The sequence below is a fragment of the Mesorhizobium sp. WSM3626 genome, assembly GCF_000513935.1.
Classification (GTDB): domain Bacteria; phylum Pseudomonadota; class Alphaproteobacteria; order Rhizobiales; family Rhizobiaceae; genus Mesorhizobium; species Mesorhizobium salmacidum.
This window is the reverse complement of sequence record NZ_AZUY01000016.1, coordinates 1-13,714: the sequence shown is the minus strand read 5'-3', so window position 1 is coordinate 13,714 and position 13,714 is coordinate 1. Positions and strand designations below refer to the sequence as shown.

Genomic DNA, 13,714 nt, shown 5'->3' with positions numbered 1-13,714 from the left:
TAGCGTTCGAGTAGCTGACGAGGACGGAAGGGAGGCCGCTATTGTCATGGAACAGAACAATTCCCTTTCCTCGACGCGCAGTGCGGCGTCGGATCGCTCGGACATCGTTCTGAGTGCCGAGCATATTTCCAAGAGTTTTGGCGGCATCGCCGCCCTGGTCGATGTCGGCTTCGAATTGCGGCGCGGCGAAGTCCATGCCTTGATGGGCGAGAACGGCGCCGGCAAGTCGACGCTGATGAAGATCCTGTCCGGCGTCTATACCGGCTACGAAGGCACGGTCAGTATCGACGGCCGGCCGGTCAGCTTCGCCGGCGTGCGCGATGCCGAGGACGCGGGCATTGCCATCATCCACCAGGAACTCAACCTGGTGCCGGAGCTGAGCGTCGCCGACAACATCTTTCTCGGCCGCGAGAAGCTGATCGCGGGACTGGTCGTCGACCGCAAGGCGAGCAGCCGCGCGGCAAGCGCCCTCCTGCAGCGGCTCGGCATCGAACTCGATCCGGACGCACGCGTCGGTGCCTTGCGTGTCGGCGAACAGCAACTGGTCGAGATCGCCAAGGCGCTGTCGATGTCGGCGCGCATGCTGATCATGGACGAACCGACCTCGGCGCTGTCGCCGGCCGAATGCCAGCGGCTGTTCCGCATCATCGGCCAGCTTGCCGATAGCGGCGTCGCCATCGTCTACATCTCGCACCGCATCGACGAGGTCATGCATCTGGCCGGCCGCGTCACCGTTTTCCGCGATGGACGCCATGTGCTGACGCAGCCGATGGCCGAGCTCGACGAGAATGCCATCATTTCGGCGATGGTCGGACGGGACCTGCTCGCATCCTCCCACGACGAGCGGGATCCCGGCGGCAGGACCGTGCTTTCGGTCAGCGACCTGTCGCTGTCGAAACCCGACCGCCAGGGCTGGCGGCAGGTGATCGGCGGCGTCAGCTTCGATCTCGCCGCCGGAGAGATTCTGGGCATTGGCGGCCTGCTGGGCTCCGGCCGCACCGAGATCATGGAAGCGATCTTCGGCGCGAGCGATGGCCGTGCCGGCGGCGAGATCAGGCTCGACGGCCAGCCGGTGGATATCCGCTCACCACGCGACGCGCGGCGGCTGGGCATCGCGCTGGTCACCGAGGACCGCAAGACGCAAGGCCTGCATCTGCAGGCCTCGATCTCGGACAATGTGGCGCTGCCGCTGGTCGGCGCGCTGGCCCGCTTCGGCATCCGTTCGCTGGCCGGCGAACAGGGGCTGGCGCGGCAGGCGGTCAAGGCGCTCGGCATTCGCTGCCGGGATATTGACCAGCCCGCCGGCACGCTGTCGGGCGGCAACCAGCAGAAGGTCGTCATCGGCAAATGGCTGGCGACGAGGCCAAGGGTGCTGTTGCTCGACGAGCCGACGCGCGGCATCGATGTCGGCGCCAAGCGCGAGATCTACGACCTCATCTTCCGGCTGGCGCGCGATGGCCTCGCCATCGCCGTCATCAGCTCCGAGCTGCCGGAATTGCTGCATCTTTCCGACCGCATCCTGGTGATGGCCGACGGCCGCCAGACAGGCATCCTTTCCCGTGACGCGGCGAGCGAGGAGGCCATCATGCGCCTCGCGGCGCCGCGCCGGACCCTATCGAGACCCGCCGCATGACCGCACTGAAACTCCTGTCCCGCACCAAGCTCTATTGGGGCCTGATCGCCATCTTCCTGATTGGCGTTCTCGGCTCGCCCGTGAGTTCCAAGGGCAACAACATCTTCCTCTCCTACGGCAATCTGCTCGACGTGCTGCGCCAGGTGTCGACCACCGGGCTGATCGCGACCGGCATGACGGCGGTGATCATCACCGGCGGCATCGATCTTTCCGTCGGCTCGCTGATGGCCATCTGCTCGGTGGTGTGCGCCATGCTGCTGACGGTTCCCGGCGTGACGCCCGGCGTCGTGCTGGGCGTGCCGACCGTTGCGCTGGTTGCGCTGTGCCTCGGCATCGTCGTCACGCGCTTCATCTTCCTCAATTTGGAGAAATCCCGCGCCGGCGCGGATGCCTCCGCCCGTGACGTCAGGCTGGACACCGCTCGCGGCCTGGTCACGCCGGCAATCGTCGGCGTCGTCCTGTGCTGCCTTTCGCTCTGGTACCTGCTGCCGCAGATCGAACCCAAATTCGGCGTTCTCGGCGTGCTGCTGGTGGCGCCCTGCGTCGGCCTGCTGTTCGGCGCCATCAACGGTTTCATCATCGTCGGCGGACGGCTGCAACCCTTCATCGTCACGCTGGCGATGATGGTGACGGCGCTCGGCATCGCCCGGCTCACCGCCGGCCAGAACAATGCCGTGCTGCCGGTCTATACCGGTTCCAACGCCACCGCCGACTTCGAGCTGCTGCGCTCGCTGGTGTTCGGCGTCATCCCTATGCCCGGCCTGTTCTTCCTCGGCGCCATCGTCATCTATGGCGCGGTGCTGCGCTTCACGCCGTTCGGCCGCTATGTCTATGCCATCGGCGGCAATGAGGAGGCGGCCCGGCTTTCCGGCATCGCCGCCGGGCGCGTCAAGATCGCCACCTACGCCATATCAGGTCTGCTCGCCGGCATTGCCGCCGTGCTCTACGTGGCACAGTACCGGCAAGGCAAGCCCGACGCCGGCGCCGGGCTGGAGCTCGACGCCATCGCCGCCGTGGTCATTGGCGGCACCAGCCTGATGGGCGGGCGCGGCAGCCTGATAGGCACCTTCTGCGGCGTGCTGATCTTCGGGCTACTCTCCAACATATTGCAGCTCCACAACATCAATTCGAACCTTCAGCTGGTGCTGAAGGGGATGATCATCATCGGCACCGTGCTCGTGCAGGAGCGCAATGCCGGTGATCTGCTGACCTATCTGCGCCTGCCTGGAGCGGCGCACAAGGAAACGGCCGCCGCAAAACGGCCGTCGCAAGAGACACCGTCTCTCAATCTCGGAGGAAACAAGAAATGAAACGACGTGACATGCTGAAGCTTGCCGCACTCGGCGCGGCATTGCTGACCACCACGGCACTGCTCTCCACCGGCCATGCCTTCGCCCAGGATAAGAAGTGGAAGATCGGCTTCTCGCAGGTGACCACCATCGAGCCCTGGCGCGCCCAGTTCAACAAGGACATCATTGCCGAGGCCGCCAAGCATCCGGAGGTCGAGCTGATCATCACCGATGGCGAGGACAAGACCGAGAAGCAGGTCGCCGACGTCGAGAACCTGATCCGCCAGGAGGTCGACGCGCTGCTGGTATCGCCGAAGGAATCGGCTGGCCTGACCGGCGTCGTGCAGCAGGCGATCGACGCCAAGATCCCGGTCTTCGTGCTCGACCGCAATGTCGACACCAAGGACTACACGCAGTTCGTCGGCGGTGACAACAAGCTGATCGGCCGTGCGGCCGGTGAATATGCCGTCGAACTGCTCGGCGGCAAGGGCAAGGCGGCAGGCAATGTGGTCGAGATCTGGGGCGGCATGGGCACCCAGCCGGCGCATGACCGTCATGACGGCTTCCATGAATTCACCGACAAAGAGCCGGGCATCAAATATCTGCTCGACCAGCAGTCGGGCGACTGGAAGCAGGACCAGGCCTACAATTTGATGGCCAACGCGCTGAAGACCAACGAGAAGATCGATCTCGTCTACGGCCATAACGACCCAATGGCCTACGGCGCCTATCTCGCCGCCAAGGATGTCGGCCGCGAGAAGGACATCAAGTTCATCGGCATCGATGGCCTGCCCAACGAAGGCGTGCAAATGGTGAACAAGGGTGAGCTGACGGCGACGTTCACCTATGTCACCCCAGGTGCCGAAGGCTTGCGCCAGGCGATCAAGTTCCTCAAGGGCGAGAAGGTGGAAAAGACCATCACCTTGCCGACGGAGAAGATCACCAAGGAAAACGCCGCCCAGGTGCTGAAGGACAACGGCCTCTGAGGCGAAGCTCTTCTGCCGGGCGCTGACGGCGCCCGGCGGAATCAATCTACGCCAGCTTCGCCAGCAGCTTCATGAAAGTGGCGGCCTCCTTGGCCGTGAGCGGCGCCAGCGTTTCCTGCGTGATCTCCCTTGCAAGCGGGATCAGGCGCTCGATCGCGTCGCGGCCCTCGGCCGTCAGGTTGACCAGCAGCCGCCTTTTGTCGACTTCATGCCTGGAAAGCTCGACAAGGCCCCGCGCCTTCAGCCGGTCGATGACGCCCTTCACCGTCGCCGCATCCATGGCGATCAGCGTGCCGAGCTGGTTCTGCGAGGTCTCGCCGACATCGCGCAGCTTGGCCAGGGCCGCGAATTGCGGCGGCGTCAGATCGGCGATACGGGCGGCGAAGATCGAGACATGGCGCTGGTGCGCCTTGCGCAGGATGAAGCCGACCTGTTCCTGCAGCAAGTAGTCGTGGTCGTCGGCGTCTTCGGCCTCGACCAGCTTGAGCAGGTTGTCCCCGCCGCTCACCGCAGCCCGTCCCAGGCTTTTATGTCGTCCGCCGCGAGGCCACCCATGCGGTTATGGACGCGAGGGCCGCAGGTCATGGCGAGGCAGAACAGGATCTCGTCAGGACGCGGGCCATCGCTGATGCCGACTTCCATGGCGTCGAAATGGCTCCGCACATAGGCGGCGTTGATATGGCCGAGCGGCACGTCGAGCTTTGAGCCGAAGGCGCCGACCTTCTTGGCCGAGGGCACGATCGCCTTGGCATCGCCCAGCCGATCGCGCATCGCGTAGCCGCCCGGCACGTGCCACAGCGCACCATGTTCCAGTTCGCCAGCCGTGCCGACGATGGCGCCCTTGCCGTAACCGTCAATCTGTTTGATGTCGCCGCCGAGTGCGGCGATCAGCCGGTCGGCGAGCAGCAGGCCGAGCGGCTTCAGATCGTCCATGGCGCTTTGCAGGTCCTCGACATAGCGCCCCGCGAACGGGTTCCTGACCACGGCCATGGCGGCGGCACGCCGGCGCGGCACTTCTGCGACTGGCCCGCCTTCGTGAAAGATCTCTTCGTTCAGCACTGCGATCTTGCGGATTGGAAATTCAGGCATGGGCAACTTCCTCCGGTTCATGCTTGTTGGACGCGGCCAGTGCAACGGAGCCGCTGATACGGGCTTCCCCGCCAAGAAACAGCGCCGATGCGGCAATCAGGCCGCGCCGGCGAAAATCTTCAGCGACGGCAAGACCATTGTCCAGCGCCCGCGCCACCTCATCAGGTGCAAGCGTGCCGACGCCTTGTGTCACCAGCCGCGCGCCAAGATCGCTGTCGGGCGACAGCTCGCGTGCGGGGATGCGCCTGATGGCGGCATTGCCGGGCAGGTCCACCGCGTTGGCGATGAGCGTCGCCGCCGCGTCGGCCTCGGCGCTGGTTCGCGCGAGCACGGTGACGGCATCGGCAATGCCAAGCGAGAAGGAGCGGCCACGCCAGCCGCTTGTTGCGACACCACGCACGCCATCTTGCGCGCGGATCGTGATCCGGTCGGCCATGCCGTTGCCGGTGCCGGCGACCGCCAAGCCAATCGACGTGCCCTTGTCGAGATGGAGGGCGCTGTCGCCGCCATTGTTGACATAGGCCCGGTCGAGCTTGCGGCCTGCAAGCAGCGCGGCGATCATTTCGTCGGCTACCGATCCGGCAACGGCGGCCATCGGTGTGATGAAGCATTCCGCCAGGGGCATGACGGCTGCTTCCATGCGGCGCGCCGTCGGGCCGGCGAAGGCGCGCGGCGCCAGGAAAAATGCGGGGAGCCGCAGTTCGGGAAGCTCCTCGACCAACTCGATCAGGATCGTCTGGAAACGCGCGACGGCCTGGGCATAGGCGGCGCGACACTCGTCGGCCTCGCCGAAGGCCTCGACGATCAGGTCGATCGGCCCATGGTTGAGATGCAGCCGCTTGCCGTCCTGCAGCCAATGCGCTTGCGGGCCTTCCATCATCCGGCTCCGCCCGCACGGCGCAACTGCGCCAGTGGCGGCCATGGATTTTGGGTTGCAGCACCCGTGCCGCGCCGGGGATTGAGATACTCGCCGCCCTTGGCGACGATGTCCGCGACGCTGCGTATCTCCGCCTCGTAGCCGCCGAGCCTGACGTAATCGTCGCGACGCAGGGTGAATTCGATCGGCGCCACCAGCGCCGGCGTCGGCACATAGCCGAAGGCGCCTTCCGGAACCCTGGTGACATCGACCATCAGCGTGATGCCGCCGCCCGGCCAGACATAGACCGGCGCGCCGCCCACGGTGACATAAGTTTTCAGGCCTTGCACGGAGCGGGTGAGATTGACCGGGTTTTCGGTGACGCCGGCACGCAGCGAGCCACCGGCGCCGCCAATGAACAGCACGGTGCACAAGGCCGGCTCGCAATTGTCCTCGATCAGGTTGACCGATTTCCGCAGCCGATCGGGAAACGGCTTCTGCACCGGTTTCAGCTCGTCGTCGAGCTCGTAATAGGCGAACTGCTCGCCGGTGGTCGAAACCATCAGCAGCGACAGGCCCGGGCGCGCGCCCTTCTTGGCATTCCACTCGCCGAGGATCGACAGCGGATCGGAAATGCTGGTGCCGCCCCAGCCTAGGCCTGGCTCCGAGACCTTGAAATAGCGGCCCGGTGTCGAGCGGCGGCCGATGATCTTGATGCCGGTATCCTGCCAGCCCAGCACCTTGCCGGCCTGGTGTTCGGAGACGACGCCGGTGATGTGGTCGTCGACCACCACGACCTCGTCGACCAGCCCGCGCCATTGCGTGGCGAACATGCCGATGGTCGCCGAGCCGCAGCCGACGCGCATGCGATGTTCCTGCTTGCCGTCGATGACGGGCGGTTTGCCCGCTTCGACAACGACCGTGGCGCCGCCGTCTATGCTGAGCTCCACCGGTTTGCGGTTGCACAGATTGAGCAGCGCGTCGCAGGTAGCGCGGCCTTCCGCCTTGGAGCCGCCGGTCAGATGATGCACGCCGCCCAGCGACAGCATCTGCGAGCCGTATTCTCCCGTCGTGACATGGCCGATCGCCTCACCCTCGGCCCGCACAATAGCCGTTTCGGGTCCGATATGGCGGTCGGTGTCGATCTTCACCTTGACGCCGCAATAGGAGAAGATGCCCTCGGTGACCACGGTGACGAGATCGACGCCCTCGACTTCCTGGCTGACGATGAAGGGAGCGGGCTTGTAGTCGGGATAGGTGGTGCCGGCGCCGATTGCCGTGACGAAGCGGCGGCCGGTGTTGACCAGCTCGCCATCCCACTGCTCGCCCTCGGCGACAAAGGGCACCATGGCGGCGCCGGTCTCGGCCGCATGGTCCAGGATGGTCAGCGGGTCCATGCGCACGATCCGGCCCGCGACATTGCCATAGCGATCGCAGGCGCCGGTGCGGCCGTCAGCGATGTAGCACATGACGGGACAGGCATCGCAGCGGATCTTTTCCGCCACCAGCTTCTCGCCGGGATCATGGGTTTCGAAGCGTTCGGCAAGCTCGCTCATGTGCGTGCCTCCTTCTCGCGGATGGCCGCCAGGATGCGGCTCGGCGTTGCCGGCACCTTGGTGACGGGCACGCCGGTGGCGTGACGGATGGCGTTGAGGATCGCCGGCGCCGTCGGGATCAGCACGTGCTCGCCCAGGCCCTTGGCGCCGAATGGCCCTTCAGGATCGGGGACCTCGATAAGGATGGTCTCTATCGGGGGCACATCGCCAATGGTCGGGATGAGATAGTCGTGCAGGTTCTCGGTGCGGCCGGGTATGTATTCTTCCATCAACGCCATGCCTATGCCTTGCGCGATGCCGCCTTCGATCTGGCCCTCGACCAGCAGCGGATTGATCGCCTTGCCGACGTCATGCGCGGCGATGATCCTGATCAGCTTGACCGTGCCGAGCTTCAGGTCGACCTCGAGTTCGGCAATCTGCGCGCCATAGCCATAGACCGCATAGGGCTTGCCCTGCCCCTTGGCATCGAGCGGCAGCGTTGGCGGGTCATAGGTCTCCTCGGCGCGGAAGACGAAGTCGTCGGCGTCCATTTCGAGCGAGGCAAGATCAATACGGCGCGTCGCCTCGCCTTCACGGATAACGATCGCCGGGCCATCCAGTTGAAGGGAAGCCTTGTCCGAGACATTGGCAAAGCGCAGGATTGTTTCACGCAGGGCGCGGCCCGCCTTCTCGGCCGCCTTGCCGGTCACGAAAGTCTGTCGCGAGGCCGAAGTCTTGCCGGCGTCGGGGCTGATCGCCGTATCGGCGCTCTTCAACTGGAATTTTTCCAGAGGCAGGCCGAGCGCGTCGGCGCAAATCTGCGTGATGACGGTGTTGGAGCCCTGGCCGATATCGACCGCGCCCTGGTGCAGGATGACCGCGCCCTCAGCCGCGATACCGACCCGGATGGTCGACGGGTTGGGCAGTGATGTGTTGCCGCAGCCATACCAGCACGAGGCGATGCCGACGCCACGCTTTCTATCGACACCGGCACTGTTGAAAGCATCCGCATCGGCCGTCGCCCGCGCCCAATGCGGCCGCAGCGCTTGAAGGCATTCGGCAATGCCGACGCCAGTCTCCAGAAGCTGCCCGGTAACCGTTTCGGAGCCGTTCCGAAGACAGTTCTTCAGGCGAAAGTCGAGCCGGTCCATGCCGAGCTTGCCGGCGAGTTCGTCATACAGCGTCTCTTGCATGATCGTCGCCTGCGGCACGCCGAAGCCACGGAAGGCCCCGGCAATCGGGCCATGGGTGTGGATTGCGCGGCCCTCGGCGCGGTAGTTCGGCGTCGCATAGGGGCCGGAGGCGTGCACCGGCACGCGGTTGGCGACCGTTGGCCCCCAGCTGGCATAGGCACCGGTGTTGAAATCGCCTTCGAAGACCATGCCGGTGACGTAGCCGTGGGCGTCGGCGCCGATGGTGGCCTTCATCCGCGCCGGATGGCGCTTGGTGGTCGACATCATGGATTCGTTGCGGGTGTAGGCGAGCGCCGCCGCCCGCCCGGTCTTCAGCGCCACAAGGCCGATGAGAGGCTGCAGGGAAACGTCGAGCTTGGAGCCAAAGCCGCCGCCGGTCGCGGTCGGCACGATGCGCACCTTGTCGACGGCAAGGCCAAGCACCTTCGCCGTCTCGTCGCGGTCCATATAGGGCGCCTGTGTGCAGGCGACGACGACCAGCGTGTCGCCGTCGAGATAGGCATAGCCGGCTTCCGGTTCGATATAGGCGTGCTCGACATAGGAGGTGTCGATCGTGCCGCTCGCGGTGAAGGCCGCACTGGCAAGTGCTAACTCGGGATCGCCGCGTTCGACGAAGCCCTTGGTCAACAAATTGGCCGGGCGGCTTTCGTGGATCAGCGCCGCACCTGCGGCCTGCGCGTCGCAAGGCTGGAGAACATGTGGCAGCTCGGTCCAGCGGACAGGGAAATCCGACAGATCGAGATCGAGCATCGCCTCGCGCTCGCCGGCGACCAGGGCGACCGCCTCGCCGCGAAGCCGGGCAACGCCCTCGGCCAGCGCCGGCTGGTCGGCGAACGGGCCGATAACGCCAAAGCAGTTCTTGCCCGGGATATCGGCGGCCGTGAAGACGCCCGCAATACCGGGATGGCGGCTTGCCCAGCCATCGATGTCGCCGAAGGCGAAGCCGGCATGATAATGCGGCGAGCGGATCACCAGCACGGCAAGCGCATCGACCGGGAAAGAATCGCCACCGAATTTCTCGGCCCCGGTCACTTTTGGCACACCGTCGAGCCTGACCGGTGACGCGCCGATGGCGTGGCCGGACCGAGGCAGACGGAAATCCAGGCTCGCGGCCTGGAGAGAAGCCTCCATCACCGCCGCGATGATCTTCCGGTAGCCGGTGCAGCGGCAGAGGATCCCGCCCAGCGCATCCTGCACCTCGGTCTCGGTCGGCCTGGGTTTCGTGTCCAGCAGCGCGGTTGCCGCGACCAGCAGTGCCGGCGTGCAGATGCCGCATTGCGCGGCGCCATGCGCCAGGAACGAGGCTTGCAGAGCCGACAGCCGGCCATTGGCGAGGCCCTCGACCGTTGTCACCCCGGTGCCGGCAGCGGAGGCCGCCGGCATCAGGCAGGCGCAGACAGGGTCGCCGTCGACCAGCACCGTGCAGGCGCCGCAGTCGCCGGCGTCGCAGCCGACCTTTGTTCCCGTCAGTCGCAATTCGTCACGCAGCACCGAGGACAGCCGGCGCAGCGGCGGCACGTTGACCGAGACGGCGGCGCCATTGACCGCGAAGGCGATATCGGCGCGATCCATGCTCATGCGGCCACCTTGTCGCCTGCCGGCTTTCCAGCGGCCTCGAGCACGGCGCGGGCAACGATCTCGCGCACCGCGTCCAGCCTGTATTCGGCGCTGCCGCGCACATCGGCGATCGGCGACAGCTCAGCCATCGGCGCCGAACGGACCGCGGCAACAAGCCCGGCGTCCAGGGGAAGCCCGCGCAACGCCGCCTCGATACCGGCAAGCCGCCTGGCAACGGCGGAACAGGAGCCGACGGCGACGGCCGCATCCGCGACAGTGGCATTCTCGACAACCAGACGCACCGCCACCATGGCGATGGAGATGACGAGATAGCGCCGGGCGCCAAGCTTGACGAAGGCCGATGTGCCGGTGGGTTTCGGCACGCGGATGGCCGTCACCATCTCGCCAGGCCGCAAGGCCGTACTGCGGTTGCCCAGGATGAACTCCGACAAGGGCAGATGGCGCGTCGCCGCCGCCGAGCGCAGCTCGACCTCGGCGTCGAGCACGAGCAGCCCCGGCACGCCGTCGGCGGCCGGCGAAGCGTTGCAGAGATTGCCGGCGACCGAGGCAACGTTCTGGATCTGCGCCGAGCCGACCTCGCGCGCGGCCTGTTTCAGCGCATCGAAGGCCGGGTGCAAGGGATGGCGGATGATGTCGGTCCAGGTCGCGCGCGCGCCGATAATCCAGTGACTGCCGGTCTCGGTGATGCCGCGCAGCGCCGTCAGGCCGTTGATATCGAGCACATTGTCGCGAAACGGCTTGCTGCCTTGCGCCGGAAAGAAATCCGTGCCGCCCGCAAGGATACGCCAGGCGCCCCCGCCAAGCAGCGCGAGCGCCTCGTCGACCGTGGTGGGTTTCACGTAACGGATCACTTTTTGCCTTCCAACAAGATGGCCCTTCCCAACAAGATGGGGCTTTCCCGGAAACCGGCCCTCCCAAGGCGCTTACCCTCGGGGATATCTTGCCGGTTTCAATCCGGCAAATTCATTCGTATGCAAATGATATCAAGACGGCGGAAATTGTCAAAGCCAGAGTTTACGCCGGTACTCATGTGGCTGGCATCGCCACGCATTTGTTATGCCGCTGGAGGTTGACGCGGCCCGCCATCTGGTCAAGTTTCTCCCTCCGGTCGCGCCAGCGGCTTTTTCTTTCGCCGAGCCCCTCATTCGGAGCCCGACCCTAGCCTGACAGGAAGGAAGCCCCATGGCCGACGAAGCGCTCGTTGTCATCGACCTGCAGAACGATTTTTGCCCGGGCGGCGCGCTGGCGGTGGCCGGCGGCGACGAGATCGTTCCGCTGGTCAATGACATGATCCGGCGAACCGACCATGTCGTGCTGACGCAGGACTGGCACCCCGCCGGCCATTCCAGCTTTGCCTCCAGCCATCCCGGCGCGCAGCCCTTTTCGACGATCGAGATGCCATATGGTCCGCAGACGCTGTGGCCGGACCATTGCATTCAGGGCAGTCTCGGCTCGGATTTCCATTCCGGCCTTGCCTGGACCAAGGCCGAGCTCGTCATCCGCAAGGGTTTTCGGTCCGCCATCGACAGCTACTCGGCCTTTTTCGAGAACGATCACACGACGCCGACCGGGCTCGCCGGCTATCTCCGGGAGCGCGGCATCGACACGCTGACCCTGGTCGGCCTGGCGACCGATTTCTGTGTCGCCTTCTCGGCGTTGGATGCGGTCAAACAGGGTTTTAGAACCATGGTCAGGCTCGATGCCTGCCGTGGCATCGATCTCAACGGGTCGCTCGAGACAATGCTGGCGAAAATGCGCGATGCCGGCGTGACGCTCGAAGATCACACGTCCGGCTGACCGCATCGTGGGGGGCAGAAGGGGATCTTTGCCGATGGCGATCGGGACGGCCGGTGCGATCGCCGTCGCGATGCTGTTTCCGGTATCGGCATTCGCGGCTGAAGAACACGGCCTGCCTGGCGCCACGATGTCGCTCTGGTGGGCGCTGCCTTTTGCCGGGCTGCTCTTGTCGATCGCGTCCGGTCCCCTGCTGTTCCACCATGTCTGGGAACACCACTACGGCAAGATCACCGCCTTGTGGGCGGCGCTGGTGATCGTGCCGCTCGCGGTCGCCTTCGGTGCCCCGGCGGCAACCGAGGCGGTGCTGCACGCGCTGCTCACCGAATACATGTCGTTCATCGTCCTGCTGTTTGCGCTCTACACGATTTCGGGCGGCATCCTGCTTACCGGCAATATCCACGGCACACCGCTGGTCAATGCCGGACTGCTGATCGTCGGGGCGCTGCTTGCCTCGGTGATCGGCACGACCGGCGCCTCGATGATCCTGATCCGGCCGATCCTGCGCGCCAACGACAACAGGCGTTTCAATGCCCATGTCGTCATCTTCTTCATTTTCCTGGTGTCCAACATTGGCGGCTCGCTGACGCCGCTCGGCGACCCGCCGCTGTTCGTCGGCTTCCTGCGCGGCGTCGATTTCTTCTGGACGACCAACAATCTCTACCGGGAGACGCTGTTCGTCGGCATCGTCGTGCTGGCGGCGTTCCTGGCGATCGACCTCATCCTGCACCGGCGCGAGGCCGGCGCGCCGAAGATCAAGGATCCGACCCCGGATACGAAGGTGCGCCTGCGCGGCCTGGCCAACCTTCCGCTGCTGGCCGGTGTGATCGGCGCCATCCTGCTGTCGGCCGCCTGGAAACCGGGCGTGAGCTTTTTGGTGTTCGGCGTCAGTCTCGAGTTGCAGAACCTGATACGCGACGCGATCATCCTCGCGCTGGCTCTGCTATCGCTTCCCCTCTCGTATAAGAGCTACCGCGAAGCGAACGGCTTCAACTGGGGTCCGATCGCGGAAGTGGCCAAATTGTTCGCCGGCATCTTCACCTGCATCGTTCCGGTCGTCGCCATTTTGAGGGCCGGCCATGACGGCGCGCTGGCGCCGCTGGTCGCGCTCGTCACGTCGGCACAAGGCACGCCCAACGACCTCGCCTATTTCTGGCTGACCGGGGCGCTGTCGTCCTTCCTCGACAATGCGCCGACTTATCTGGTGTTCTTCGAGTTGGCGGGCGGCGACCCTCAGCACCTGATGACCGAGTTCGCCTCGACGCTTGCCGCGATCTCGGCGGGTGCCGTGTTCATGGGGGCCAACACCTATATCGGCAACGCACCCAATTTCATGGTCTATGCCATTGCCAGGCATCGCGGCGTCAAGATGCCGGGCTTCTTCGGGTATATGCTGTGGTCCGGGCTGGTGCTGATCCCGACCTTTTTGATCGCGGGTTTTCTGTTCTTTGGCTAGGGCGTAGTGACGATTTAACGGGTTGGGATTCCCAAGGAAGGGCAAATCAGATTCAACGCTGATTTTTGGAGGTCAGCGATGGACTGCGATGCGCTTCGAGAGGATCAGTGGGAACGGATCAAGGGCTTTGTGCCTGGCGGTACGAAGGGCAAGCGCGGCCCGCGCACCGACAACCGGAAGTTCCTTGATGCCCTGCTGTGGATGGCCCGCTCGGGTGGGCGCTGGCGTGATCTACCCGAGCGGCTCGGCGACTATCGATCCGTGAAGCGGCGCTACTATCGCTGGATCGAAATGGGCGTTCTCGA

At 65.2% G+C, this 13,714-nt stretch carries 12 protein-coding genes; 6 read left to right on the top strand and 6 right to left on the bottom strand.

All coding sequences use genetic code 11. The features are described 5' to 3' along the window. Positions 1-46: 46 nt before the first annotated feature. The 3 genes from M653_RS0113360 to M653_RS0113350 are packed head-to-tail and all read left to right on the top strand — an operon-like array spanning position 47 to position 3,908. Entirely contained in the window at positions 47-1,633 is a 1,587-nt protein-coding gene (locus M653_RS0113360) for a sugar ABC transporter ATP-binding protein (protein WP_027143802.1), read from the top strand. Further along, the gene (locus tag M653_RS0113355) at positions 1,630-2,943 is read left to right on the top strand and encodes an ABC transporter permease (protein WP_027143801.1); all 1,314 of its coding nucleotides are present in this window, start codon (positions 1,630-1,632) and stop codon (positions 2,941-2,943) included. The genes M653_RS0113360 and M653_RS0113355 overlap by 4 nt, the downstream gene beginning before the upstream one ends. After that, positions 2,940-3,908, top strand: coding sequence for a substrate-binding domain-containing protein (locus M653_RS0113350; protein ID WP_027143800.1), 969 nt, complete (start codon positions 2,940-2,942; stop codon positions 3,906-3,908). The genes M653_RS0113355 and M653_RS0113350 overlap by 4 nt, the downstream gene beginning before the upstream one ends. A gap of 46 nt (positions 3,909-3,954) precedes the next feature. On the opposite strand, the gene M653_RS0113345 is transcribed toward M653_RS0113350, so the two are convergent. The 6 genes from M653_RS0113345 to M653_RS0113320 are packed head-to-tail and all read right to left on the bottom strand — an operon-like array spanning position 3,955 to position 11,010. Further along, positions 3,955-4,416: a MarR family transcriptional regulator gene (locus M653_RS0113345; protein ID WP_027143799.1), complete on the bottom strand. Its 462-nt coding sequence runs from the start codon at positions 4,414-4,416 to the stop codon at positions 3,955-3,957. Continuing rightward, positions 4,413-4,997: an amino acid synthesis family protein gene (locus M653_RS0113340; protein WP_027143798.1), complete on the bottom strand. Its 585-nt coding sequence runs from the start codon at positions 4,995-4,997 to the stop codon at positions 4,413-4,415. The genes M653_RS0113345 and M653_RS0113340 overlap by 4 nt, the downstream gene beginning before the upstream one ends. Further along, complete coding sequence (locus tag M653_RS0113335) at positions 4,990-5,874, bottom strand: thiamine biosynthesis protein ApbE (protein WP_027143797.1); 885 nt, start codon at positions 5,872-5,874, stop codon at positions 4,990-4,992. The genes M653_RS0113340 and M653_RS0113335 overlap by 8 nt, the downstream gene beginning before the upstream one ends. After that, positions 5,874-7,409 carry a hypothetical protein gene (locus M653_RS0113330; protein WP_027143796.1) on the bottom strand — a complete coding sequence of 512 codons (1,536 nt, stop codon included), beginning with the start codon at positions 7,407-7,409 and terminating at the stop codon, positions 5,874-5,876. Before M653_RS0113330 ends, M653_RS0113335 begins: the two co-directional genes overlap by 1 nt. Further along, positions 7,406-10,159, bottom strand: coding sequence for a molybdopterin-dependent oxidoreductase (locus M653_RS0113325; protein WP_027143795.1), 2,754 nt, complete (start codon positions 10,157-10,159; stop codon positions 7,406-7,408). The genes M653_RS0113330 and M653_RS0113325 overlap by 4 nt, the downstream gene beginning before the upstream one ends. Further along, entirely contained in the window at positions 10,156-11,010 is an 855-nt protein-coding gene (locus M653_RS0113320; RefSeq protein WP_027143794.1) for a xanthine dehydrogenase family protein subunit M, read from the bottom strand. Before M653_RS0113320 ends, M653_RS0113325 begins: the two co-directional genes overlap by 4 nt. 331 nt (positions 11,011-11,341) lie before the next feature. Between M653_RS0113320 and pncA the strand changes: the two genes are divergently transcribed. The 3 genes from pncA to M653_RS0113305 all read left to right on the top strand — a co-directional run. Continuing rightward, positions 11,342-11,956: a bifunctional nicotinamidase/pyrazinamidase gene (pncA, locus tag M653_RS0113315; RefSeq protein ID WP_027143793.1), complete on the top strand. Its 615-nt coding sequence runs from the start codon at positions 11,342-11,344 to the stop codon at positions 11,954-11,956. 34 nt (positions 11,957-11,990) lie between these two features. Continuing rightward, positions 11,991-13,409: a sodium:proton antiporter gene (locus M653_RS0113310; RefSeq protein WP_027143792.1), complete on the top strand. Its 1,419-nt coding sequence runs from the start codon at positions 11,991-11,993 to the stop codon at positions 13,407-13,409. Positions 13,410-13,487: 78 nt separating this feature from the next. Continuing rightward, positions 13,488-13,714: IS5/IS1182 family transposase (locus M653_RS0113305; RefSeq protein WP_027143791.1), on the top strand; the 227-nt coding region annotated here is incomplete at its 3' end.

Coding starts and splice junctions, on each gene's coding strand:
- M653_RS0113310 (WP_027143792.1), top strand. CDS start 11,991: ATGGCGATCGGGACGGCCGGTGCGATCGCCGTCGCGATGCTGTTTCCG.
- M653_RS0113335 (WP_027143797.1), bottom strand. CDS start 5,874: ATGGAAGGCCCGCAAGCGCATTGGCTGCAGGACGGCAAGCGGCTGCAT.
- M653_RS0113340 (WP_027143798.1), bottom strand. CDS start 4,997: ATGCCTGAATTTCCAATCCGCAAGATCGCAGTGCTGAACGAAGAGATC.
- M653_RS0113325 (WP_027143795.1), bottom strand. CDS start 10,159: ATGAGCATGGATCGCGCCGATATCGCCTTCGCGGTCAATGGCGCCGCC.
- M653_RS0113350 (WP_027143800.1), top strand. CDS start 2,940: ATGAAACGACGTGACATGCTGAAGCTTGCCGCACTCGGCGCGGCATTG.
- M653_RS0113355 (WP_027143801.1), top strand. CDS start 1,630: ATGACCGCACTGAAACTCCTGTCCCGCACCAAGCTCTATTGGGGCCTG.
- M653_RS0113360 (WP_027143802.1), top strand. CDS start 47: ATGGAACAGAACAATTCCCTTTCCTCGACGCGCAGTGCGGCGTCGGAT.
- pncA (WP_027143793.1), top strand. CDS start 11,342: ATGGCCGACGAAGCGCTCGTTGTCATCGACCTGCAGAACGATTTTTGC.
- M653_RS0113330 (WP_027143796.1), bottom strand. CDS start 7,409: ATGAGCGAGCTTGCCGAACGCTTCGAAACCCATGATCCCGGCGAGAAG.